The sequence below is a fragment of the Selenomonas sp. CM52 genome, assembly GCF_000292955.1.
Taxonomy (GTDB): Bacteria; Bacillota; Negativicutes; order Selenomonadales; family Selenomonadaceae; genus Selenomonas.
Map to the genome: position 1 here is coordinate 26,237 of NZ_ALNM01000030.1, position 24,995 is coordinate 51,231.

A 24,995-nucleotide genomic window follows, 5' to 3' on the forward strand; every position below is an offset into this window, starting at 1 on the left:
GCTTTTTTGGGGAAGCGCTGAATTTGTCTGTGCTTCCTATAGCGAAGGAGGATTGCTTATGATGACGGGCATCATCGGGGTATCGAAGGATGAGCAGAAGGGATATTCGGCGGCTCTGATGAAAGCGCTTGCCTTCTTGCGCGCACAGGACTTCCGCAATATGCCAGAAGGGCGTCACGAGATTGACGGCGACAAGATCTTCGCGCTGCTTTCGCGCTATACGACGCGGCCGCAGGCAGAGTGCGCTCCCGAGGCGCATCGAAAATTCGTGGATGTTCAGTATGTCGCAGACGGCGAGGAGTTTCTCGGCTGGTGTCCGATGAGTCCCGACCTCGTGGAGATGGAGCCTTACGATGAGGCGCGGGACATCATCTTTTATCGCGCCCTGATTCCCGAGAGCAGCATCCTGCTCAAGGCGGGAAGCTATGCCGTGCTCTATCCGGAGGACGTGCATCGCCCGGGCGTTTCGGTGCTCGACGAGTATCCAGCGGACGTGACGAAGGTCGTCGTGAAGATTGATTTGGAGTTGATGAAGAACTGACAAGATGCAAGAAGAGATCAGGGAACTGACCAGAGAGGATGGTTTGTGGGCATGAGTGTAAGAAGACTTTTTGTAGAGAAGAGGCAGGGATATTTCGACATTCCCGCGCAGCAGCTTTGTGACGACCTGACGGAGACGTTCCGTTTGGCGACGGAGCTCAAGGCAGTGCGCATCTTCATTCGCTACGACATCGAGGGACTTTCAGACGAAGAATACAAGGCGGTGCGCGACATCGTCTTCGTTGAGCCGCCCGTCGATACGGTCTATGAGGAAAAACTGCCCGACTTTCCCGAGTCGAAGGCGTTCGCTGTTGAGTATCTGCCGGGGCAGTACGACCAGCGTGCTGATTCGGCGGCGCAGTGCGTGCAGCTTGTGACGCAGAAGGAGCGTCCGACAATTCGCACGGCGATCGTTTATGTGCTCGTCGGCACGATTTCGGCAGATCTTTTGGCAAAGATTAAGGCGTACTGCATCAACAAGGTCGAAAGCCGCGAGGCCGCTTTGCAGAAGCCGGCGACGCTCGCGGAGAAGATCGAAGAGCCTGCCGATGTGGAGACGCTTGCGGGATTCTGCCGCATGGATGTGGCGGCGCTCGGAAATTTGTTGAAAGAGCGCGGCTTTGCCATGAGTCTGGAGGATCTGCAGTTCTGCCAGAAGTATTTTGCCTCGGCGGAGAAGCGTGAGCCGACGATCACGGAGCTTCGCGTCATCGACACGTATTGGTCTGATCACTGCCGCCATACGACGTTTACGACGGTCATCGACAAGGTGGACTTCGGCAACGGCAAATACGCACCGATGCTTGCGCAGGCAGTGAAGCTCTACATGCTCGACCGCGAGAAGATTCATGCGGGAAAGCAGGCGGACGTATCCTTGATGGATCTTGCGTGCATCGGCATGAAGGCGCTGCGTCAGCAGGGGCTTTTGGAAGATCTCGATGCTTCCGATGAGGTCAACGCGTGCAGCATCGTCGTGCCTGTGGAGATTGACGGCAAGGAAGAAAATTGGCTCGTGATGTTCAAGAATGAGACGCACAACCATCCGACGGAAATTGAGCCGTTTGGCGGTGCGGCGACGTGCCTTGGCGGTGCGATCCGTGATCCCCTGTCGGGGCGTTCCTACGTCTATCAGGCGATGCGTGTGACTGGCGCCGCCGACCCGCGCGGCAAGATCGCCGATACATTGCCGGGCAAGCTGCCGCAAAAGAAGATTACGCAGGGGGCGGCGGCAGGCTTCAGCTCCTACGGCAACCAGATCGGTCTTGCGACGGGCGAGGTGCATGAGTTCTACCATGAAGGCTACATGGCGAAGCGCATGGAGATCGGCGCCGTCATCGGCGCTGTGCCGCAGGCGGACGTCGTGCGCCAGACGCCGGAGCCGGGCGACGTCGTCGTCTTGGTCGGCGGCCGCACGGGACGCGACGGCTGCGGCGGCGCGACCGGCTCGTCGAAGGTACACACGGAGGCTTCTTTGACAACGGCGGGCGCCGAGGTGCAGAAGGGAAATGCGCCGACGGAGCGCAAGCTTCAGCGCCTCTTCCGCCATCCCGAGGTCAGCCGTTTCATCAAGCGCTGCAACGACTTCGGTGCGGGCGGCGTCGCCGTCGCCGTCGGCGAACTTGCGCCGTCCTTGGCGATCGATCTCGATGCCGTGAAGAAAAAGTACGAGGGACTCGACGGCACGGAGCTTGCCATTTCGGAGTCGCAGGAGCGCATGGCTCTCGTCATGCGTCCCGAGGCTCTACCCGTTCTCACGGCGTTCGCTGATCGCGAAAATCTCGAGGCGACGCCGATCGCTCAGGTCACGGATACAGGCAGGCTTGAGATGGTCTGGCGCGGGCAGAAGATTGTGAGCCTTGCGCGTGTATTCCTCGATACGAACGGCGTCAAGCAGCATGCGCGCGTAACCTTGAAGTCACCCGACGTGGAGACAAACTATCTGCGCCAGCTGCCGCCTGCTGTCGTCAAGAACCAGCGCGACCTTACGGCGGCATGGCATGCAAACCTCGCCGATCTCAATGTTGCCAGTCAGAAGGGACTTGCTGAGCGCTTTGACTCTACGGTCGGCGCGGGCACGGTTCTGATGCCGTTTGGCGGTAAGGATCAGCTGTCGCCGCAGCAGGGCATGGTCGCGAAAATTCCCGTGAAGAAGGGCGAAACGGATACGGCGACGGCGATGACCTTCGGCTTCGACCCGTACTTGTCAGAGTGGAGTCCGTTCCACGGTGCGCTCTATGCCATCGTCGAGGCGGTTACGAAGATGGTGGCGCTCGGCGCGGATGCGGCGACGGTGCGCCTCTCCTTGCAGGAGTACTTCGAGAGCCTTGGCAAGGATCCTGAGAAGTGGGGCATGCCGTTTGCGGCGCTTTTGGGTGCACTATGGGCGCAGCATGAGCTTCGCGTGCCTGCCATCGGCGGCAAGGATTCGATGTCGGGCACGTTTGAAAACATCCATGTGCCGCCTACGGTCGTTGCCTTTGCCGTCAACGTCATGAAAGCGAGCGAGGCGATTTCCGCCGAATTCAAGTACGCGAACAGCAAGGTCTATGCTGTCGAAGTGCCGATTGATGCGAACGATCTGCCTGTTTTTGCCAACCTGCGCCGCAACTATGAGCGCGTGCACGCTCTGATGCAGAGCCGCCGCGTGTTCTCGGCATCGAGTGTCGGCAGGGGCGGCATCGCGGCTGCTCTGACGAAGATGTGCCTGGGCAACGGCCTCGGTTTCAAGGCGGCGCCCGGCGCGATCAAGTTCGAAGATCTCTTCCGTCCCGCCTACGGTACGATTCTCTTGGAGATGAGCGAGGCGGTCAACGTGACGGATGCGCTCGCCGGCGTCAAGTGGACGCTCCTCGGGCGCACGACGACGGTTGCGAGCATCGTTTGCAATGGTATGGTGCAGACGCTCGATGAGCTTCGCGAGTCTTATGTGGGAGCGCTTGACGGCATCTTCCCGGCGGCAGTCAGCAGCAAGGGCAGGACGGCCTCGGCAGCCGCGCCGTTCCGCCGCGGCGTGCGTCAGCGAGCCAGCGATCGCTATACGAAGCCACGCATCTTCATGCCTGTTTTCCCCGGCATCAACTGCGAGTACGAGACGCAGCGCGCCTTTGAGAAGGCGGGTGGCGAAGTCGATGCGCTCGTCATTCGCAATCTCACGCCGCAGACGGTCGAAGAATCGGTGCAGGCGATCACCTCGGGCATCAACAAGGCGCAGATCCTCATGCTGCCGGGCGGTTTCTCGGGTGGTGACGAGCCGGACGGCTCGGGCAAGTTCATCGCGGCGACGCTCAGAAATCCGCGCATCGCCGAGGCGATCATGGAACTTCTGCAGAAGCGAGAGGGGCTGATCCTCGGTATCTGCAACGGTTTCCAGGCGCTCGTCAAGCTCGGCCTCCTTCCTTACGGCAAGATCATGCCGCTTGATCCGGAGTCTCCGACGCTCACGCGCAATACGATCGGCAGACACGTCTCGTGCATGGTGCAGACACGCATCATGTCGAATCTATCGCCGTGGTTCAACAACGTCTCAGTCGGCGATATTCATACGATTCCTGTCTCGCACGGTGAAGGAAGGTTTGTCGCCGACAAGGAAGTCATCGCGAGGATGCGCATACGCGGGCAAATCGCGGCGCAGTATGTCGACGATGCAGGCGAGCCGACGATGGAATCGCCGTTCAATCCGAACGGTTCGATGGAAGCGATCGAGGCGATCACAAGCCCCAATGGCCGCATCCTCGGCAAGATGGGGCACTCCGAGCGCGTCGGCGACAACATCTCGAAGAACGTTCCGGGCAACAAGGATCAGGGACTCTTCGACGCGGGTGTGCGTTTCTTCCGCTGAGATGGTGTCGAAGCAAAGGTAATAAGGAAGATGAAACTGCCGCATGAGTTATTTTTGCTTGTGCGGCAGTTTTGATAGGAGGAAATACATGAAGCATTTCAGTATGCAGGAAAGCCGCATCGTCATCAGCGAGGTCATGATGCCGAGCCAGGCGAACCCCAACGGCAACGTCCACGGCGGCGAGATCATGAAGCTCATGGATTCGGCGGCTTACGCGGCGGCGCGGCGCTATGCGCGCTCGAACGTCGTGACGGCGCGCGTCGATGAACTGGAATTCCATCTGCCGATCCGCATCGGCGATCTCGTCGTTGTGACGGCGGACGTCGTCTACGTCGGGCACAGCTCTATGGAGATCGCCGTCAATGTTATCGTCGAAGATCTCGATGACGGCAGCGAGCCGCAGCTCGGCCTGTCGGCGTATTTCACAATGGTGGCGCTTGACCGCAACGCACGGCCGAAAGCCGTGCCGCCCCTGGAGCTTGATACCGAAGAGGCGCGCGTCGCTTTCGAGGAAGGAAAGCGACGCTATGAGGAGCACAAGGCGCGCAAGAAACGCAAAGTGGCAGTGCCGGCGGGAATTGTCAAGCGCGGTCAGGGGAAGTCTGAGGACAACGGGAAATAGACAAAAAAGAAGGGCAAGCCGCAAGGCGAGCCCTTCTTTTTCGGGATAGAGAAAGAATTAGATTTTCAAGCAGCAGGGAGGCACAGAAGTGTGGAAAGGGCCACCGTTGCCGCTGGCATCGAGCCGGCTGCTGGATTCCTGCTCGATACGGAAAGTATAGCATGGTAAGATTAAAGGAAAGGGGAAAGTGCAGTTAAAAAGCAATTAACAATTCCGACTGAAATAGAAGGGATTGTTAATTGCTTGACACAGTTGATATAATGATAGGACAACAGGGCAAGAAAATTGCTGAATCGTGAGGTTTTGCAGCGGGAGTTCATGCGAGAAAAAGGCGCACGCTTCTTGTTCGCAGAACCTTGGTGACTGAGCGAGAGAGGAATGAGCATCATAGATTTCAAGGTTTTGCAAAAAGAGGACAAGCCGCTGCTCGACTGTTTTTTTCGGGCGCGTTACTATGAGAATTCGCACTTCAATTTTACGAACCTCTACATGTGGCACGAACCGTACAAGATCATGTGGGTGAAGGAAGACGATGTGCTTTATATGAAGGCTGAGTGGGAGGGGCGAGAATTCGCCATGCAGCCTTTCGGCCCGGAGGAGAAGATGGCGGCTGCCGTCGGACGCTTCATCGACTACTTCAAGGCGCAGGGAAAGCCCGTGCGCTTTTCGGGCGTCGAGCGCTCCTTTGCGGACATCCTTGAAAATTACGAGGGCGCAGATTTCGCTGTCGAGTCTGACCGCAACAACTTTGACTATGTCTACCTCGCCGACGATCTGATAAAGCTGGCAGGGCGCAAGTTCCATTCGAAGAAGAACCATCTGAACAGCTTCCGCAAGAATTATCCCGAGGCCGAGTATCAGCCCATTACGGATGAGATCGTCACGCAATGCAAGCTGACGATCAACAGCTGGTACAAGCAGCATGCGCAGGAAGCTCCCGACGATCCGTTCATCGCGCTTGAGCGTCAGGCGATCATCGAGGTCTTGAACAACTTCGAGGATTTTCAGCTCAAGGGCGGTGCGATCCTCATCGGACAGCGCGTCGTCGCCTTCACCTTCGGCGAGCAGCTCAACGACGACACGGCGGTCATCCATGTGGAAAAGGCAGATCCCGAGGTGCGCGGCGCGTACCCCGCGATCAATCAGGCGTTCGTCGAGCACGCGTGGTCCGATATGACGTACATCAACCGCGAGGAGGACATGGGCATCGAGGGGCTTCGACAGGCGAAGGAGTCGTACAAGCCCGTTAAGCTCATTGAGAAGTTCAATGCTTGGATGAGATGAAGAAGCACTGAAATTGTCATGACTTCTCTAAGAAAGTGTGGTGAGATCTGTGCGTCTGCGCGGCAGTTTGGCACTCCTTGTCGCCGCCTTCATCTGGGGTACGACATTTGTCGCCCAGTCCGTCGGCATGGAGGGCATCGGCCCTTTCACATACGGTGCGGCACGCTATGTCGTCGCTGTCCCCGTCGTCTTTCTCCTGTGGCTCTTTTTCGCGCCCAAAAGACGCGCGGCGAAGGCGGCGGGTACGTATCGTCCGGGCTTTAAGGCGGGCGCTCTCGTGGGCGTGATCCTCTTCCTGGGGACGACATCGCAGCAGGTGGGCATGCAGTATACGACGGTGGGAAAGACGGCGTTCATCACATGCCTTTATCTCGTCCTCGTGCCGCTTGCCGCCGTATTTTTCGGCAGCCGCATCCGTCCGCTTCATTGGGGCGGCGCGGTTTTGGCGCTCAGCGGACTCTATCTGCTCTCGATGAAGGATGGCTTTTCCCTCTCTTACGGCGATGCGATCATGGTGGGAAGTTCGCTCCTCTGGACGATGCACATCCTCTGCGTCGGCCGCTTCGCGTCCTTCGTCGATGCGGTGGAGCTTTCCCTCGCGCAGCTCTTCGTCTGCGCCTGTGCGAGTCTGGCGCTCGCTTTTCTCTTCGAGCAGCCGACCGTCGCGGGCATCGAGGGCGCGGCGACGGCGATTCTCTATGCAGGGATCATGAGCTCGGGCGTCGCCTTTACGCTGCAGATCGTCGGACAGCAGTACGCTGAGCCTGCCTTGGCGGCCGTCATCATGAGCCTTGAGTCCGTGTTTGGCGCGCTTTCGGGCGCAATCCTCCTCGGCGAGTCGATGAGTGCCGCCGAGCTTTCAGGCTGCGCCTTGATGCTTGCGGGCATGCTCCTCGCGCAGCTTGCGGGAGTTTGGGGGATGAAACGTCCTCGAACGGAGGGGGAGAACGGGACGAATTAAGCATTTTCCCTCTTTTTGCAGGAATGGCGAGAAGAACGGCGAATAAAAGCAAGTGGATAATTGACAAAGAGGGATGGATCTGCGAGGCATAGAGAGGGGGAACCGCTTCCATGATAACGGATGATACGAAGATCAAGAGAGCGGTAGTCACGATAAAGATCATCGGCGTGGGCGGCGGTGGCAACAGCGTCATCGAGCGTATAGCCGAGGGAAACGAGCTTGATGTGGAGCTGATCGCGATCAATACGGATGCGAAGCAGCTTGCCTATATGGAAGAGGCGGGCATCAAGGCGCTCGCTATCGGACGAGAGCTGACGAAGGGGCTCGGCACGGGCGGCGTGGCGGATCTCGGGGAAGCAGCGGCGAAGGGCGACGAGGCGAAAATCAAGGAAGTTTTGAAGGGCGCCGACCTCGTATTCGTCACGGCGAGCATGGGCGGCGGCGCGGGCACGGGCGCGGCGCCCGTCGTCGCAAAAATTGCCAAGGACATGGGCATACTGACGGTCGGCGTCGTGACGGTGCCCTTTTCCTTTGAGGGCGCGCGCAAGAAGCGCGTCGCCAATGAGGGCATCGCGAAGATGCAGGGAAATCTTGACGCCTTGATCGTCGTACATAACGACAACCTCATGAAGCTTCCCGAGAACAAGCACATGACGCTCGTCAACGCGTTCAAGGCGGCGGACGACGTCCTCCGTCAGGCGATCAACTGCATCGCGGAATTGATTCTGACGACGGGCGAGATCAATGTCGATTTCGCCGATCTCACGTCGACCTTCCGGCAGAGCCAGAGCGGCGATGCGCTCCTCGGCATCGGCGAGAGCCAGAGGAGTGCGATCGAGGCCGTGCAGAAGGCGGTGGAAAGCCCGCTCGTCGAGAAATCCCTGACGGGTGCACGCGGCTTGATCCTGAACCTCAGTGGCAGCGAGCGCATGACGCTCGACGATGTGGGCGAGGCGACGAACTACATCCGGGAAAACACGCACCCCGATGTGAATATCATTCTTGGCACGATCATCGACTCTTCCATGGGACAGACGATCCGCGCGACGATCATCGCGACGGACTTCGTCGATGGCGTCGTCATGAAGGCGCAGCGCATGGAGGCGCCCGAAAGCAAGCTCAAGACGGAGAGCATCGCCTCCTTGGAACCGCCGTCTTTCATGAAGCAGCCGACGGAGAAGGTTCCGGCCTTCGCCTCGCGCAGCGATTTCGCTCTGCCGAAGTTCGATCCGTTCCATCCGAAGAAGTGAGCGGTGCGTCGATGCGTCATCATCCATGCAGCTGAGAAGCTACGTTTGCTTGGAGAGGAGCGAGTTTTTATGGAGGAACGCTTTTGCCGCACGGCGATGCTCATCGGTGAGGCAGGGCTTGTGCGACTCAAGGCGGCTCGTGTCGCTGTCTTTGGCATCGGCGGCGTTGGCTCGTTTGCGGCGGAGGCGCTCGCACGCGCGGGCGTAGGGCGTCTCGTGCTCATCGACAACGATGCGGTCGCCGCCTCGAATCTCAATCGTCAGCTTGCGGCGCTCTACAGCACGATCGGGCGCAGCAAGGCGGCGGTCATGAAGGCGCGCATCGAGGACATCAACCCTGCTGCTGAGGTCGAGATCGTTGAGGACTTCTTCCTGCCCGAGCGGGCAGGTCTTTTTTTTCACGGGTCTTATGATTACATCGTTGATGCCATCGACACCATCGCGGGTAAGATCGGGCTCGTCATGGAGGCGAAGAAACGGACGATCCCCATCGTGAGCAGCATGGGGGCGGGCAACAAGCTCGACCCGACGAAGTTCGAGGTCGCCGACATCTATGAAACGAGCGTGTGTCCTCTGGCGCGCGTCATGCGCCGCGAGCTGAAATCGCGCGGCGTGGAATCTCTGAAGGTCGTCTATTCCAAGGAAAAGCCGCGAAAGCCGCTCTTCGCGCTGCGAGAAGAAAGCGCAGAAAAAGGCGTGCAGGCTTTTTCCAAGCAGCCGCCGGGCAGCATCTCCTTCGTGCCATCCGTCGCCGGGCTCATACTCGCGAGCGTCGTCGTGCGCGAACTTGCGGGACTGGCATTGGAATGAGTGGTCATTTCGTGTGCGTGGTATCTGCAGGCAAGTAGATGCGTAATTTGTACGGAAAATTTGCATGGATATGCAAGATATGTTATAATAGCATACGTAGTATATAATAGAATTATATCTGTAGGAGGTATGAACCATGCATTTGGGCAAACTAGGGAGAATCCTCTCAGCGGCGGCGCTCCTGATTTTTGGCACATTGCTCCTCGTCGGCTGCGGTGGCTCAGGAAGCAACAAGTTCATCAACATCGCCACGGGCGGCACGGCGGGTACGTATTACCCGATCGGCGGCGCGATGGCGGAGATCCTGAACAAGGCGATTCCCGGCATGAATGCGAGTGCGCAGTCCACGGGTGCGACGGTCGCGAACATCAACATGCTGAAGGAAGGCTCGGTCGATCTCGCCATCGTGCAGAACGACATCACCTATTATGCCGTGAACGGCACGGAGATGTTCAAGGACAAGAAGGTCGAGAACCTGCGCGGCATCGCGGCGCTCTACCCCGAGACATGCCAGATCGTCACGCTTGAGTCGACGGGCATCAAGAGCATTGCCGACCTCAAGGGCAAGCGCGTCGCCGTCGGTGCGGCGGGCAGTGGTGCGGAGGCCAATGCGCGTCAGATTCTTGAGGCGTACGGCATCACGTATGATGATATCGATGAGCAGTTCCTGTCCTTCGGCGAGGCGGCAAGCGCCCTGAAGGACGGCAACGTCGACGCGGCTTTCGTCACGGCGGGATTCCCGACGGCGGCGGTGCAGGACATCACGTCGCAGAACAAGGTGCGTCTCCTGCCGATCGAGGCGGACAAGGCGGACGCCTTGATCGCAAAGTACCCGTTCTACACGAAGACGAAGATTCCGGCGGGCACCTATGCGGGCTTCGATGAAGAAGTCCCGGGAATTTCCGTCATGGCGATGCTCGTTGCGACAGACAAGGTGGACGAGAAGCTCGGCTACGACATCACGAAGGCGCTTTTCGACAATATTGAGAAGCTGCAGGCGGCGCATTCGGCGGCGAAGCAGATTACGAAGGAGAGCGCGAAGGACGGCATGTCCATTGAGTTGAATGCCGGCGCAGAGCGCTACTACAAGGAATAAATGAAGAAGCGGCTGGGTGTGAGGCTCTTCCTTGCGGCTCTCGTGCTCGCGGCGCTTGCAGATTTCTTGGCACGCCCCCTGCTCGTCGTGGAAAGCGAGCAGGGGGCGCTCCTTTATGCGGAAAAAGCGTACGCGGGGATGCCTGTCGTGATTCGCTTCATCCATTCGGTGCAGAAGACGCCCGTGGAGGAAGACCTGCGCGTGGATGACGAAGTTTCGGGCTTCGTGCTCGACAGGACGCGCTACCAATCGTTCGGCGTGGGGCTGCCGTTCCTCGCGAGCGAGGGCGAGTTCCGCGCGGAAGGCGACTTTTTCGTCATGGACGGCATGGAGCGCCGCTTCCCGCGTCTTTCTCTGCGCACGGGGGTGGGAACGGAATTGACGCTCGTGCTCGACGGCACGGAGGAGAAGCTTTTTGAAAAGCTTCCGGCAGGAAGCCGCGTCGACCTCACAGTCATCGCCCCGTGGCGCTGGGGCATGGAGAAGCTCTTCGGCAAGGAGCTTGGAGCCGCTGCTGCGGCAGGAAAGGAATGATGTTCATCATGCCGGACAAGAAGCATGAGGAACTTGCAAAAGAAGTTCTGAAAAAATACGATAAGGAATCCGACGTCATCGAGCACAAGGGCTTCATGGCGAAGGTCGTGGCGGTTCTCGCCATCGCGTTCTCCCTCTTTCAAATCTATACGGCGGTCTTCGGCGTGCTCGATGCACAGCTGCAGCGTGCCGTTCATCTGGGCTTCGGCCTGACGCTCGTCTATCTGCTCTTCCCCATGCGGCAGGCCTGGTCGCGCGAGAAGGTGCATGTCGTCGACGTCGTCCTCGCCATCTTGGGTGCGGGCGCTCCCGCCTACATCATCTTCGCCTATCGAAGCCTCGTGATGCGTGCGGGAACGGTCAATTCGCTTGATCTCGTCGTAGGTCTCATCGGCATCGTGCTCGTCATCGAGGCGACGCGCCGCGTCGTCGGCATGCCGATGGTCTGCGTCGTGCTCTTTTTCCTCGCCTATGCATTCGCAGGGCCGTACCTTCCGGGCGTTCTCGCACATCGCGGACTGAATCTCGACCAGCTCGTCTCGCATCTCTTCTTCACGACGGAGGGCGTGTTCGGCATACCGCTCGGCGTGTCCTCGACCTTCATTTTCCTTTTCATCCTTTTCGGTGCCTACCTGGAGTCGACGGGACTCGGCAAGTTCTTCATCGACCTTGCGAATGCCGTGGCGGGCTGGGCGCGCGGCGGCCCGGCGAAGGTCGCCGTGCTTTCGAGCGGCCTCATGGGTACAGTCTCGGGCAGCTCGGTCGCCAACGTCGCGGGTACGGGAGCCTTCACGATTCCCATGATGAAGAAGCTTGGCTATGAGCGCAACTTCGCGGGCGCGGTCGAAGCGGCGGCTTCGACGGGCGGACAGCTCATGCCGCCTGTCATGGGAGCGGCGGCGTTCCTCATGGCGGAGTTCGTCGGCGTGCCGTACTTCGACGTCGTCAAAGCGGCGACGATTCCTGCACTCCTCTACTTCCTCGGCATCTGGCTCGGCGTCCACTTTGAGGCGCGCCGCAGCAATCTCAAGGGCGTGCCGCGAAGCGAACTGCCCAAGCCGTGGGAGATTCTGAAGGAGCGTGGCCATCTCGCGATTCCTCTCATCGTCATCATCTATCTGCTCGTCTCGGGCTTCACGCCGATGCGTGCGGCTCTGTGGGCGATCGTGCTCGCCATCGCGGCCTCGTCTTTGCGCAAGTCGACGCGCATGAAGCCCGTAGAGATCGTGCGCGGTCTTGAAAACGGTGCGCGAAACGTCCTCGGCGTCCTCGTCGCCTGCGCTTCAGCGGGCATCATCATCGGCGTCGTGACGAAGACAGGCGTGGGCCTAAAGCTCGCGTCGGCTCTGCTCGATCTTTCGGGCGGCATGCTTTTGCCGACGATGTTCTTCACGATGATTACGTCGATCATCCTCGGCATGGGCGTGCCGACGACGGCGAACTACGTCATCACCTCGACGATTGCCGCTCCCGCGCTCGTCCAGATGGGCGTGCCCGTGCTCGCGGCGCACATGTTCGTATTCTACTTTGGTATCATCGCCGACGTGACGCCTCCCGTGGCTCTCGCCGCCTTCGCTGGGTCTGCCATCAGCGGCGGCAAGCCGCTGAAGACGGGCATCAATGCCTCGAAGCTCGCGATCGCCGCCTTCATCATTCCGTACATCTTCGTGCTGTCGCCCGTCGTCCTCATGATCGATGCGACACCCATATCGCTCATCACCGTGCTCGTGACCTCGGTCATCGGCATGGTCGGCTTGAGCGCATCGATGATCGGCTGCCTCGTGAAGCCGTTGAACGGACTTGAGCGCGTTATGTTGTTCGTCGGCGGTCTTTTGATGATCCAACCGGGACTTGTGACCGATCTCGTGGGATTCCTTCTCCTGGCGTCCGTGCTCTTCTTCCAGCAGAGGCGCAGCAAAGCGGAGGCGAGCAGTCTTGGCTGAGGGAAGGAATCATGAATAAGACGAAAAAGCGTTGATAAATGAGGTATGCACCTCGCAAGGCCTTCGATTGCCGCTGCGGCGTCGAAGGCTTTTTCTTTGGTCGGAAGAGGAATTTCTTCCATAAAATTTTATGGAGGAAATCTTTGTCAAGTCTTGCATTTAGGAAATTTGTCGGCTATTATATATTCATAAGATCATCGGGTACACCCGACAACAGGAGGTCGCCATGCGCCGAATCCCACGAACTGCTTTGAGTCCCTTGCTGAAGCGTCTGAAGATTTATTTTGATGTGCTGAAGAGGACGACGTCCGGCTATCTTTATGTGGTGGATCTGCAAAACAAAGTGGCGATGACGTCGCCGAACATCGTGCGGGATTTCGGCATACCTGCGGAAACGATGGGATTTTCTGCTTTTCGCCAGGCGTGGCAGGAGATCATGCATCCGACGGAGCGCGAAAACGTCACGAAGGTCTTTGACGATGTGCTGCAGGGGCACACGAGAGAGGGCTGTGTTGAGTTTCGCGCGAAGACGCGCAAGGATGACTACGAGTGGATCGAGTGCCGCTGCGCCGCTGCGCTCGACCATGAAGGAAAGAGGACGCTCTATGCGGGAATCTTCCGGTTCATGGGACAGCGCATCCGTGCGGACGCCGTCACAGGACTTTTGAACAAGTACCAGCTGGAGCAGCGCATGAAGGCGGCGCTTGACGAGGCGCGCGAGACGGGCAGGGGCGGCGCGTTGATGATTCTTGGCATCGACAATTTTAAGATCGTCAACGAAGCCTACAACCGTGCCTTTGGCGATCAGGTTCTACGCGAGGTTGCAAAGCGCATCAAGAAGATCCTCTCGACGGATTTCCGGCTCTATAAGCTCGACGGTGACGAGTTCGGCATCGTTTATCCGGGGGCGGATGAGGCGGATGTTGAAACTCTCTACCGGAGTATACAGACGGCTCTCTTGAAGCCGCAGCAGATCAATGAGCACAAGTATTTCTGCACGGTGTCGGGCGGCACGGTGTTCTTTCCGCAGTTCGGCAAGGATTATCTCGTGCTGCACAAGTATGCGGAAGCGGCGCTGAGCTTGGCGAAGCAGGGGGGCAAGAACAAGAACTGCATCTTCTCGAAGGAGCTTTACAACCGCTGGCTGCGCTCTTTGACGGCGCGCGAGGACATACGCCGCTCGGTGGAGGACGGCTGCCGCGGCTTCAGCCTGTGCTTTCAGCCGCAGGTGGGAGCGGACAGCCGGCGCATCATCGGTGCGGAAGCCCTGCTGCGCTGGCAGAATTCCAAGGGGCGCATGGTCGCGCCGATGGAGTTCATCCCTCTGCTGGAAGAGTCGCAGCTGATGATTCCCGTCGGCAAGTGGATCGCCGATACGGCGGTGCGCATCTGTCGTGAGTGGCAGAAGATTGTTCCCGATTTCTGCATGAGCATCAACCTTTCCTATGTGCAGCTGCGCGACCCGTCCTTCAAGGAGGCTGTCAGGGAATGTATTGAGCGCTATGGCGTAGATCCGGCGAGCATCGTTTTGGAGCTTACGGAGCACACGGTCATCTCGGACTGGGATTTCATCAATCGTCAGTTTGCCTCTCTGCGCGAGTATGGTCTGAAGATTGCCATGGACGATTTCGGCACGGGCTGCTCTTCCTTGGCGATGTTCAAGAACCTCTCGTGTGACATCGTGAAGATCGACAGGGCCTTCGTCAAGCAGATCTTGTGGTCGGACTTCGATCGCCGCATCGTGGACTACACGGTGGAGCTTTGCCACAGCATGGGCATGAAGGTCTGTATCGAGGGTGTGGAAACGCAGGAGGAGTATGATCTTCTGGCGAAGACGTGCAAGGTCGATTCCATTCAGGGATATCTCTTCGGACGGCCGGAAACAAAGGAAGGATTCGAGGAAAAGTTTTTGATGCGCCAAGAAGCGCACGGAGAGGAGCAGCCATGTCACGCACGAGCGATGAGATGAAGGGCGTCACGCATCTCGGCGAAAAGAATACGCAGTATGCGGCGGACTATGCGCCTGAGCTTTTGGAAACCTTCGAGAACAAGCATCCCGACAAGGATTATTGGGTCAAGTTCAACTGCCCCGAGTTCACGAGCCTCTGTCCGATTACGGGGCAGCCGGATTTCGCGACGATCACGATCTCCTACGTGCCCGAGCGGCGCATGGTCGAGAGCAAATCGCTGAAGCTCTATCTCTTCAGCTTCCGCAATCACGGCGACTTCCACGAGGATGTCGTGAACATCATCCTCAAGGATCTCGTGCGCCTCATGGAGCCGCGCTACATCGAGGTCTGGGGCAAATTTCTGCCGCGCGGCGGCATCTCCATCGATCCGTACACGAATTACGGCAAGCCGGGTACGAAGTATGAAGCGCTTGCCGAAAAACGCTTCGCCGAGCACGACCTCTACGCGATGGACAAGGTGGACAACCGATGATCGAGGTCTATACGGGTGCAGGCAAGGGCAAGACGACGGCGGCGATCGGTCTCGCCGTGCGCGCTTTGGGTGCAGGGCTTCGCGTCTACATCATGCAGTTCATGAAGAGCCTCGCCTACAGCGAGCAGAAAGTTCTGCAGGGATTCGCACCGCAGCTTGCGCTCTATACGACGGGCAAACCGTTCTTTATCGCGAAGGAAGGCATGCTGACAGAAGAGGAGCGTGCGGCATGGGGAGAAGACGTCGTCGTATTCCCTGAGGGTGAGCCGCCCGCCGACTACCTGCAGCTGATGCAGGACGGCTTCGCCAAGGCTGCCGCAGCCGCACACTCGGGCGCTTGGGACGTCGTCATCCTCGACGAGCTGAACGTGGCTCTCTTCTTCGAACTCATCTCGCGCGAGGCGGTCGAATCCCTGCTCGATGATCTGCCGCCCGAGCGGGAGATTGTCCTGACGGGCAGGAATGCGCCTGATTGGCTGATCGCGCGAGCCGACCTCGTCACGGAGATGCGGGAAGTGCGCCACTATTATGCGAAGGGCGTGGCGGCACGCAAGGGCATAGAGAATTGAAACGAGATGAAGCATGATGAGAGGGGGGGCGAGAGCCGCTCTCTTTTTTTGGACTTTCCTTGGAAAAACTGTTATACTATAGCGTAGAAAACGGATGGCAGAGAGGTGCTGAATGTGCAGGAAGAAATGACGGGGGTTCGCGGCGATTTCGTGGAGCAGATCGTGGCGGAGAGCGGATCTTTTTTGAATACGGCCGTGGCTTTTGCGAACGGACGAGGCGGACGCATCATTTTCTACGGTGAAAGCGGCAGGGGATTTTCAGCAGAAGCGGAGCTCATTCCGTGCATAGATGAGATTACGCAGAAGATTTTCGACAGCTGCGAACCGCGCATTTTCCCGCGCGTCGGTGTGGAACTGCAAGACGGACGGCAGGTCGTCGTCGTGGAGATTTTCCCTGGTATGGAAAAGCCGTATTTCGTCAAGGAATTGGGCATGATGGACGGCACCTATGTGCGCGTCGGCGGCGCGACGCGCCTCGCTGAGCCGTATCAGGTGCAGGAGCTTCTTCTTTCGGGCACGAACAGCAGCGCCGATCAGCTCGCGGCCGAGAGCACGGTCAGTGATGTGGAAATCGAGGAATTCTGCCGCATGATGTACGGCGAGGCGGAGAAACGCCGCGCTGATGATGATGTCGTGCGCCTGCAGAAGGAGGATCTCCTGGCATGGAAGCTTCTGCGTGAGGAGGAGGGCGAGTGCCGTGCGACGGGCGGCTGGCATCTGCTCGCAGGAACGGCGGAGGAACTTTTTCCCGAGGGCTTTATCCAGTGCGCCGAGTATCTTGATGCGACGCGCCTTGATTTCGTCGGCGGCGAAGAGTTTGCCGGTTCTCTGACGGAGCAGGTGGACGGTGCGGCGGACTATGTGCAGGAGCGTCTTTTGGCGCGGGGTGTCAAGGCGCGCGGCTTGGAGGAGCTTCCGGAAGATCTCATGCGCCGTCTGCTTGCTCGCGCTGTCTGCCAGAGGAACTATGCGGCGCCGGGACGCATCGCCCTCGTGCTTTACGAGGATCGCTTGGAAATCACCGTGCCGGGATTGCTGGAAGAGGACATGACGATCTGGAAGCTCAAGACGGGCTTCTCCAAGATACGCAACCGAGCGATTGCGGCGGCGTTCCTCTACATGGGCATGATGACGGGCTTCCAGAGCATTCTGCCTGAGCTTTACCGTGCGGCAAAGCGGGCGCGCCTGCCCGAGCCTGCCGTCATCACGCTCGGCGATTCCGTGCGCATCAATCTCTATTGCCGTGCCGAGGAAGAAGCACAGCAGCACGAAGGTGTTGTTGAGGAAACTGAACTTGTGCAGACTGCTGAGACCGCTGAGGAAGCTGAGCCTGTCCAAGAGCAGGAACTTGTCGGGGAAGCTGAACTCGTGCAGGATGTTGAACCTGTTGAGATCGTGGAGCCTGTTCAAGAGCAGGAGCCTGCCGAGGAAACGGAGCTTGCAGAGGAAGCTGAATCTGTGCAGGAAGTTGAGCCTATAGAAGAAGCTGAACCTGTGCAGGAAGTTGAGCATATAGAAGAAACTGAACCTGCGCAGGAAGTTGAGCATATAGAAGAAACTGAACCTGTAGGAGAAGCTGAATCTATCCGGGAAGAAGAGCCTTTACCGGAGGAAATAGAGGAAGAGCAGGCGCCGTTGCAGGAAGAAAGCGGCGCAGGCGATGTTTTGGCATCCGGGACTTCGCTGGAAGATGGACAAGATGCGAGCCTTGTTCAAGAAGTGGAAGCCGATCATGAGCCGGATTTTGAGCCTGCGCCCGAGCTGAAGCTTGAACTTGAATCCCTTGCGGATCTCAAGGCGGATGATGTCGCCCTTGAGGAAGAGCCGGCAGAGCCGCGGGAAGAAAAGGTGAGCGCGGGGCAGCAGGAGCTTTCTTTCGATGTGGAAGAGTCTGCAGAAGCGATTGCGGAGGAATCTGCCAAAGAAATCGTGAAAGAAGCTTTGGAAAAGCCTGTGGAGATTTCTTCAGAAGAATCTATGGAGGAAAGGCTTCTCCATGTGATTCGTGAGAATCCCAAGGTCACGCAGAAGGCCTTGAAGGAGGCGCTCGGCGTATCGATCGCCACGGTCAAGCGCATGACGACGGCACTGCACAAGGCGGGCGTCATCGAGCGCACGGGAACGAACCGCAGCGGCGAGTGGCATATCCTCAAGGATTGAGAAAGCGGAAAGCAAAGAGAAGCAAAGAACCCACCACGCCGAGCGGGCATGGTGGGTTTCTGTATCAGGCAAAGTATTGGAAGTAGCAGATGGCCGCGAAGAGGGCGAAGGAGAGGGCGATGAAGAACATACTGGCGCGCGTCATCCAGAGTTTTTCCTTCTCGCCGAAATTTCCCTGCTTGTAGCCGTAAATGAGGAGGAGGGAGGCGGCGAGGGAGCCGTACATCGAGCGGTTCAGCCACGTCATTTCCGACCAGCCGATGAACGCGATGAAGAACGTGAGCGCAATCATGATCAGGAGGAAGGTGTCCTTACCCTTTTTTTCAGGGCGCTTCTCCGTGTTCGTGCCGCCCGCCTGCGGCTTCAGATTCCGGCGGATCTTCTTCAGTTGTTTCGCCATATCGAATCCCTGCTTTCTATGCAATAATTTCTTTTTTCATATCTTTTCTATTATACATGGGATATGAGAACTTGGCAATGTGCTTGTCGCTCTTAACATTTCGTAGTAGAATGAGATAGTATGATACGGAGGGAAACGAGATTGTTCATTCATAGAATACATTTGTTTGGGACGGGGGAGAGATATGATACGGGAGCAGCGCAGCAGGGAGAAGCTTGAGGCGTATTACCAGAGGTTTCGCGACGAAGGAGAGATCGACGTCAACGTGCATCCGTGGGTGGCTGAGGCGTGGCGTGAGAGCAGGCGGCTCGACGTGCCATCGATGGGGACGGAGCCGAAGCGCGTGCTTTCTGCGGAGGATTTTTGTGCACTGCAGAAAAAGCATGCTCCTGCCATCGACTGCCTTCTGCAGCTGACGGAGGGCGTGCAGGAGTTCTTTGCGCGTTACGGCTTGAGTCTCTTGCTGCTCGACGCCGAGGCGCTCGTCTTGAAGAGCTGCACGCTGCCCTTCATGCGTCTGCCTCCCGGCAAGGTCGAAGGCTCGCGCCTTGGTATCGAAGAGATCGGCGCTTCGAGCATCAGCATAGCGAAGGAGAAGCGTGTGCCGTTTTGGGTCTTTGGGCCGGAGATTTGGCGCGAGGCGTCTCACGAAAGCGATGCCTGTACAGCGCCCGTCCTCGTCGGCGGCGAACTGCACTATCTCGTGAACATCGTCGTGGACGATCCGAAGCTCGTGCCGCAGGATGCCGTCATCGCTCAGCTTCTGCTCATCGCGCGTTCGCTTGAGGCCGCCTTGGCGCGCGACCTCAGACTGCAGGCGCAGGAGGCAATCTTGGATGCCGCGCCGTTCGCCGTCTATCATATCCTGCCGAGCGGCGAGGTCGCTTACGCGAACCGCTTGGGATTGGAGCGTCTCACGCGCATCGGAGCGCGCGATCAGGCGACGAGCCGTCTGTCGAACCTTAACGACATCGTTTTGAATTATCGTCACACGCCGATCTATCAGGGATTCAGCGGCACGCCCTGCTACAACAAGGAGGTCACATGGATCACGGAGGCGAAGACGTATGAGGATGTCACGACCGTCGTGCCGATCGAAAGCCCTGTGACGCGCGAGGTCAATGGCGTCGTGACCGTTTCCATGCCCATTGAGGATCTTAGAATGCTCGTCGCGCACACGGCGGGCTATACGGCGAAGTACAGCCTCGCCACGATGGCAGGCAAGGGACAGGCGTTCCAAGCGCTGCGTGAAAAAGCGCTGCGCGTGGCGAGGGGAAAGAATCATGTGCTGCTGCAGGGCGAGGGCGGCACGGGCAAGCAGCGTCTGGCGCACGGCATACATCAGGCGTCGGCGCGCGCGGCGGGGCCTTTGATTTCCTTCCGCTGCGGCGATGTGCAGCCGGAACTTCTGGACGAAGAGCTTTTCGGCGCGGCGGTTTCCCCCGATGTCAGCCGTCCCGGCAAATTGGAGCTTGCCTTTGGCGGCACGCTCTTTCTCGATGAGATCGAGAAGCTGCCGAAGAAGACCGCGGCCGCTCTCGCGGCGGCTCTGCGCGAGGGCAAGGCGCATCGTCTCGGCGAGACGGTCGTGCGCCCCATCGACGTGCGGATCATCGCCGACTGTGACGGCGATCTCAAGCGCTTGACGGAGCGAGGCCTCTTCGACCGAAGTCTCTACGACATCGTTTCGCGCAGTGTCATACGCATGCCGGCGCTGCGCAACCGACGCGAGGATATTCCCCTGCTCGCCGAGCAGATTATATGCGAGCTAGCCGAGCAGCACCGCATGGAGAGGAAGCGGCTTCTGCCGGAGACGCTGACGCTTCTTGAAGCGTACGATTGGCCAGGCAACATTAAGCAGATGCAGAGCATCTTGGAGCAGGCGTTCTTCCATACGGAGGGCATGGCAATTTCGCCCGAGAACATCAATCTCATGGGCGACGTCAAGCCCGATGATGACTGGAAGACGGATCGGGAAATATTCCTGCGTGCATGGAAGGCGGCGGGCGGCAACGTCAGCCGCTTGGCAAATCTTCTCGATGTCAGCCGCGTCACGCTGTATCGCTATTTGAAGAAGTTTCAGTTGGAAAAAGTGTAAGGAGGAAGTTCTGTGCGACTGCGCAGGAAGCCGTGGGTGGATGAGGCCATTCACGCATACGATGATTTTGTCTATCCGAAGGATCGCCCGGCGGGCGAGGCGGAAAGAGGACGTTGGAAGGAGATCTTCGGACGCGAGGCGCCGCTCTTTGTCGAACTTGGCACGGGCAAAGGCGATTTCATCCGTCAGATGGCGGAGCGCTCCCCTGAGGTGAACTTCATCGGCATCGAGAAGCAGCAGGATGTGCTCATCGCGGCGGCGAAGAAGGTGCGCGAGAAGGAGCTGAAGAATGTGCGTCTGCTCGTATTCGACATCGCCCAGCTTGAGAAAATTTTTGCGCAGGGGGAAGTCGATCGTTTCTTTGTGAACTTCTGCGATCCGTGGCCCAAGGCGCGTCATGCGAAGCGCCGCCTCACGCACCGCAGTTTTCTCGCTCGCTACAAGGAACTCCTCGTGCCCGGCGGCAAGCTTGTCTTTAAGACGGACAACCGCGCACTCTTTGATTTTTCGTTGGAGGAGTTTCGCGAGATGGGGCTTTCGCTGCACGACGTTTCCTATGATCTGCACAGCGAGGCACGTCCCGACAACGTGATGACGGAGTATGAAAAGAAATTCAGCGGCAAGGGTGAGAAGATCAACCGCTGCGAGGTCACGTTCGCGTGAAGGAGGGGACTATGGAAAGACAGGAAGCCGCAGAAGAAAAGGGCAAGAAGAGCTTCTGGGTCAGCGATATGGAGGCGGTGCTCGCCATCTTCATCGTGCTCCTCGTCTTCGGCAGCATCAACGTGTTCAGCTCAAGCTTCATCTTGGCGGAAACGACGTTCGGCACGCCGTACTTCTTCTTGCAGCGTCAGCTTTTCAACCTCGCGGCGGGCTTCTTCTGCTTCTTTCTTGGCTGCCGCGTGAATTACCATCGCTGGCGTGCGTGGATCGTGCCCGTCGTCATAATCACGATCCTCTCGCTCATCGCAGTTCTGCTCGTGGGCGCGGAGGTCAACGGTTCGAAGCGTTGGCTCGGCACGGCAGGCTTCCAGATCCAGCCGGCGGAAATTGCGAAGCTCGTTTCCCTGATGCTCATTTCTGCTTATGCGGCATACCGTGTGCGAAATGACAAGCCCATCGACATTCTCTTCCCGAATCCGCAGTATCTGCTCGTCCTCTTCATGGGATTGTTGATCGAGCTGGAGCCGGACGGCGGCACGATGTTCATCGTCATCTTCGTGCCCTTCATGCTCCTTTGCATTGCAGGGCTTCAAAAGACGAAAGTGCTGACGACAGTCGCCATCTTTGCGGCGGCGGGCACGGCACTGTCCATCCTGCAGCCGTACCGCCTTGCACGCCTCAAGGTTCTGCTCGATCCGTGGGCAGATTCGCAGGGCATCGGCTATCAGACGGTGCAGTCTCTGTCCGCCATCGGCTCGGGCGGCCTCACGGGCATGGGGCTTGGCATGGGCGTGAGCAAGTACAGCTACCTGCCCGAGGCGCATACGGATTTCGCCTTCGCCATCTTCAGCCAGGAGACAGGCTTTCTGGGCGTCATTCTCGTGCTCGTGCTCTACTCGGCGTTCACCGTCTACGGCGCGCGCATCGCAAATGCCGCCTCTGACGCTTACGGGCAGTTCCTCGCTACGGGCATCCTGCTGCTCATCAGTGGTCAGGCGGTCATCAACCTTTTGATGGTCGGCGGCCTCCTGCCTGTCATCGGCGTGCCGCTGCCTTTCATCAGCTACGGCGGCACATCGCTGATGATCAGCATGGCGAGCGTCGGCATCCTCTTGAACATTGGACAGCACGGCACGGGCGCGTCGAATCGCAGCAAGCTCCGGGAAGCCTTGGAGCGCGATGTGGCGAAGAAGAAAGCGGAGCGTCATCTGCGCCTCGTGAAGAAGTAGCAGGGGAGGGGTTCTCTTGGAAAGCATCTATGGCAAGCAGGGAGAGGCGCTCCCTGAGATTCTTGGCGCGTTTCGCACGCGCATCGAGGAGATCAGCGCACGCGTCAAGGAGCGCACAGGATCGGCGCCCTACGAGCATCTGATCTGCCGCGTCAAGTCGGACGAGAGCATGCGTGAGAAGTGCCGCCGCAAAGGACTGCCCGAGACGTCGCAGTCGGCTCTCTGCAAGGTGCATGATGCCATCGGCGTCCGCGTCGTCTGCCGCTTCATCGATGACGTCTACGTCGTCGTGCGTGCACTCAAAAATCTTTCGGGCGTGACGGTCTTCGAGGAGAAGGACTACATTCGCGACGTGAAGCCGAACGGCTATCGCAGTTACCACATGATCGTTTCGATCGAAGCGCCGTTCGAGGATGTGGCAGGGAGGAATCCCGGACATTTCTTTGTGGAATTGCAGCTTCGCACGCTCGCCATGGATTCCTGGGCGAGTTTGGAGCACGAGATGATGTACAAGCACACGGTCAAGAATCGCAAACTGTTGGCGGCGGAGCTCAAACGCTGCGCCGATGAGCTTGCCTCGTGCGACCTTTCGATGCAGACGATCCGCAACTTGATTCGAGAGACTGATGTGATGGGCGAGGTGATGGCATGAAGCTCCTGCTGGCGGAAGATGAAAAGGATATGGCGGCGGCGCTCGTCGCAGTTCTGGAGCATTCGGGCTACGAGGTCGATGCCGTTCGCGACGGCAGGGCGGCTCTGGCGCTCGCGCACAAAGGCACTTACGCCTGCATGGTCTTCGATGTGATGATGCCCGTGATGGATGGCGTGACGGCCTTGAAAGAACTGCGTGCGGCGGGCGATACGACGCCTGTCCTGCTGCTGACGGCGAAGGCGGAAGTCGGCGATCGCATCGAAGGGCTTGACGCGGGGGCGGACGACTACCTGCCCAAGCCTTTCGCGATGGGGGAGCTGCTCGCACGTCTGCGTTCCTTGACGCGCCGCGCCGAAGTCTATGCGCCAGCCGAGCTGTCGCTCGGCTCGGTCACGCTCGACGTTGGAAAGCAGGAACTGGCGGCGAAGAGCGCCGTGCGCCTTGCGAGCAAGGAGACGCAGCTCATGCAGCTCTTGATGATGAATGCGGGAAAGTGCGTCACGACGTCGGAGATTTACGAGCGCGTGTGGCAGGGAGCGGAAGAAGGCGCGGACATCGTCTGGGTCTACATCTCCTACCTGCGACAGAAACTCAAAGCGATTCATGGCGACGTTGCGATTCGCGGTGAGCAGGGGGGAAGCTACACGATCTGCGAGGTGGGCTAGATGGAAATGGTATCGCGGCTGCGGCGCAAGTTCATCGCCCTAGGCACGGCTGCCGTCGTCCTCATCGTCTTCGTCGTGCTCGCCGCCTTGAACCTCGCGAGTTTCTACGACGAGGGAAGCCGCATCGAGGCGGTGCTCTCTTACATCACGCGCCACGACGGCAAGCTGCCCGAAAAGCGCATCGTTGACGAGGGATTCGACTATACGCCGGAGTTCGCCTTTCAGACGCGCTACTACTGGGCGAAATTCAGTGAGGATGGTGCACTCCTTGCGGCGGATGCGAGCCACATCGCCGCCGTCACCGACGAGGAAGCCGAGGTGCTGGCGGCGCGTCTCGCTCATGGCGCCAGCCTGCGCGGCAACTACGAAGCCGACGGCGCCTACTACGCCTATCTCATCACGAAGCTTGAGGGGGGCGGCTCCTTCGTCGTCGTCATGGACTGTACGCGCGAGATGCAGATGGTCTGGAACGGCGTGCGCTTTTCCGTCCTCGTCGGCCTCCTCTGCGTGCTGCTCTACATCGCGCTCGTCGCGTGCTTCTCACGCTGCCTCGTCGCGCCCTTCGTGCGCAACTTGAAGAGCCAGCGACAATTCGTCACGAACGCGAGTCATGAGCTGAAGACGCCAATCGCCATCATCTCGGCGAATACGGAGGTGCTTGAGATCACGATGGGCAAAAACCAGTGGACGGAGACGATCTTGAAGCAGGTAAAGCGACTCTCAGGTCTCGTCAACGACATGGTCGCGCTCGCGAAGCTCGAAGAGCGCGTCTCGGAGCATTTCCACCCGATCGACGTCAACTGCGCGGAGACAGCGCGTGAGGTTGCCGCCTCCTTTGAACTTCCAGCAAAGGAGCAGGGAAAGCGGATCGTGACGGAAATCGAAGACGGCGTTCATGTGCTCGCCGACCAGCGCATCATTTACACATTGATGAACGTCCTCGTCGACAATGCCGTCAAATATGCAGACGACGGCGGCGACGTGCAGATCGCTCTCGCGAGCGGCAGGCGCGGGCGCGGCATGGTCTTTTCCGTGACGAATCCCTATGCGGCGGGCGAGGGCATAGACTATTCGCGCTTCTTCGAGCGTTTCTACCGCGAGGATGCGTCACATAACAGCGAGAAGGCCGGCTACGGCATCGGTCTGACGATCGCTGCTGAAATCGTCAGCTATCTCAAGGGAAAGCTCGCGGTTCGTTACAAGGATGGTGCGATCACTTTCGAGGCCGCACTGAAGTGA

21 protein-coding genes are annotated in these 24,995 nt (G+C 58.7%); 20 read left to right on the top strand and 1 reads right to left on the bottom strand.

Annotated elements, in window-relative coordinates:
* The first annotated feature begins 58 nt into the window (after positions 1–58).
* The 14 genes from HMPREF1153_RS07705 to HMPREF1153_RS07770 all read left to right on the top strand — a co-directional run bounded on the left by HMPREF1153_RS07705 (position 59) and on the right by HMPREF1153_RS07770 (position 18,049).
* Entirely contained in the window at positions 59–541 is a 483-nt protein-coding gene (locus tag HMPREF1153_RS07705) for a YhcH/YjgK/YiaL family protein (protein ID WP_009646435.1), read from the top strand.
* A 51-nt stretch (positions 542–592) separates the two neighbouring features.
* Complete coding sequence (locus HMPREF1153_RS07710) at positions 593–4,378, top strand: phosphoribosylformylglycinamidine synthase (RefSeq protein WP_037370265.1); 3,786 nt, start codon at positions 593–595, stop codon at positions 4,376–4,378.
* Between the two features lie 88 nt (positions 4,379–4,466).
* Entirely contained in the window at positions 4,467–5,000 is a 534-nt protein-coding gene (locus tag HMPREF1153_RS07715; RefSeq protein ID WP_009646479.1) for an acyl-CoA thioesterase, read from the top strand.
* Positions 5,001–5,378: 378 nt separating this feature from the next.
* Positions 5,379–6,284 carry a DUF2156 domain-containing protein gene (locus tag HMPREF1153_RS07720; RefSeq protein WP_009646363.1) on the top strand — a complete coding sequence of 302 codons (906 nt, stop codon included), beginning with the start codon at positions 5,379–5,381 and terminating at the stop codon, positions 6,282–6,284.
* A gap of 40 nt (positions 6,285–6,324) precedes the next feature.
* Positions 6,325–7,245, top strand: coding sequence for a DMT family transporter (locus HMPREF1153_RS07725; RefSeq protein ID WP_009646483.1), 921 nt, complete (start codon positions 6,325–6,327; stop codon positions 7,243–7,245).
* 110 nt (positions 7,246–7,355) lie between these two features.
* A complete protein-coding gene (ftsZ, locus tag HMPREF1153_RS07730) occupies positions 7,356–8,495 on the top strand; it encodes a cell division protein FtsZ (protein ID WP_009646421.1) in 1,140 nt (379 codons plus the stop codon).
* A gap of 69 nt (positions 8,496–8,564) precedes the next feature.
* A complete protein-coding gene (locus tag HMPREF1153_RS07735) occupies positions 8,565–9,305 on the top strand; it encodes a tRNA threonylcarbamoyladenosine dehydratase (protein ID WP_009646487.1) in 741 nt (246 codons plus the stop codon).
* A 136-nt stretch (positions 9,306–9,441) separates the two neighbouring features.
* The gene (locus HMPREF1153_RS07740) at positions 9,442–10,401 is read left to right on the top strand and encodes a TAXI family TRAP transporter solute-binding subunit (RefSeq protein WP_009646419.1); all 960 of its coding nucleotides are present in this window, start codon (positions 9,442–9,444) and stop codon (positions 10,399–10,401) included.
* Positions 10,402–10,935, top strand: a complete 534-nt coding sequence (locus HMPREF1153_RS07745) for a DUF1850 domain-containing protein (RefSeq protein ID WP_009646478.1) — start codon at positions 10,402–10,404, stop codon at positions 10,933–10,935.
* Entirely contained in the window at positions 10,932–12,878 is a 1,947-nt protein-coding gene (locus HMPREF1153_RS07750) for a TRAP transporter permease (RefSeq protein ID WP_037370269.1), read from the top strand. Before HMPREF1153_RS07745 ends, HMPREF1153_RS07750 begins: the two co-directional genes overlap by 4 nt.
* Before the next feature lie 226 nt (positions 12,879–13,104).
* Entirely contained in the window at positions 13,105–14,847 is a 1,743-nt protein-coding gene (locus HMPREF1153_RS07755; RefSeq protein WP_009646356.1) for a bifunctional diguanylate cyclase/phosphodiesterase, read from the top strand.
* Positions 14,823–15,320, top strand: a complete 498-nt coding sequence (queF, locus tag HMPREF1153_RS07760; RefSeq protein WP_009646470.1) for a preQ(1) synthase — start codon at positions 14,823–14,825, stop codon at positions 15,318–15,320. The genes HMPREF1153_RS07755 and queF overlap by 25 nt, the downstream gene beginning before the upstream one ends.
* A complete protein-coding gene (locus HMPREF1153_RS07765; protein ID WP_009646430.1) occupies positions 15,317–15,889 on the top strand; it encodes a cob(I)yrinic acid a,c-diamide adenosyltransferase in 573 nt (190 codons plus the stop codon). Before queF ends, HMPREF1153_RS07765 begins: the two co-directional genes overlap by 4 nt.
* Positions 15,890–16,003: 114 nt before the next feature.
* Complete coding sequence (locus tag HMPREF1153_RS07770) at positions 16,004–18,049, top strand: ATP-binding protein (RefSeq protein WP_232208247.1); 2,046 nt, start codon at positions 16,004–16,006, stop codon at positions 18,047–18,049.
* A gap of 64 nt (positions 18,050–18,113) precedes the next feature.
* Here the strand turns inward: HMPREF1153_RS07770 and HMPREF1153_RS07775 are convergent, their stop codons facing one another.
* Positions 18,114–18,449 carry a hypothetical protein gene (locus tag HMPREF1153_RS07775; RefSeq protein WP_037370272.1) on the bottom strand — a complete coding sequence of 112 codons (336 nt, stop codon included), beginning with the start codon at positions 18,447–18,449 and terminating at the stop codon, positions 18,114–18,116.
* 184 nt (positions 18,450–18,633) lie between these two features.
* Here HMPREF1153_RS07775 and HMPREF1153_RS07780 point away from each other — a divergent pair, with 184 nt between their 5' ends.
* Genes HMPREF1153_RS07780 through HMPREF1153_RS07805 form a run of 6 tightly spaced genes read left to right on the top strand, consistent with a single transcriptional unit; the run spans position 18,634 to position 24,995 of the window.
* A complete protein-coding gene (locus tag HMPREF1153_RS07780) occupies positions 18,634–20,547 on the top strand; it encodes a sigma 54-interacting transcriptional regulator (RefSeq protein WP_009646446.1) in 1,914 nt (637 codons plus the stop codon).
* Between the two features lie 12 nt (positions 20,548–20,559).
* Positions 20,560–21,210, top strand: coding sequence for a tRNA (guanosine(46)-N7)-methyltransferase TrmB (gene trmB, locus HMPREF1153_RS07785; RefSeq protein WP_009646401.1), 651 nt, complete (start codon positions 20,560–20,562; stop codon positions 21,208–21,210).
* 11 nt (positions 21,211–21,221) lie between these two features.
* Positions 21,222–22,439: an FtsW/RodA/SpoVE family cell cycle protein gene (locus tag HMPREF1153_RS07790; RefSeq protein WP_009646368.1), complete on the top strand. Its 1,218-nt coding sequence runs from the start codon at positions 21,222–21,224 to the stop codon at positions 22,437–22,439.
* A 16-nt stretch (positions 22,440–22,455) separates the two neighbouring features.
* Entirely contained in the window at positions 22,456–23,091 is a 636-nt protein-coding gene (locus HMPREF1153_RS07795) for a GTP pyrophosphokinase (protein ID WP_009646526.1), read from the top strand.
* Positions 23,088–23,756: a response regulator transcription factor gene (locus HMPREF1153_RS07800; RefSeq protein WP_006191507.1), complete on the top strand. Its 669-nt coding sequence runs from the start codon at positions 23,088–23,090 to the stop codon at positions 23,754–23,756. The genes HMPREF1153_RS07795 and HMPREF1153_RS07800 overlap by 4 nt, the downstream gene beginning before the upstream one ends.
* Positions 23,757–24,995 (top strand): sensor histidine kinase, encoded by a 1,239-nt coding sequence (locus HMPREF1153_RS07805; protein ID WP_009646420.1) that lies wholly within the window; start codon positions 23,757–23,759, stop codon positions 24,993–24,995.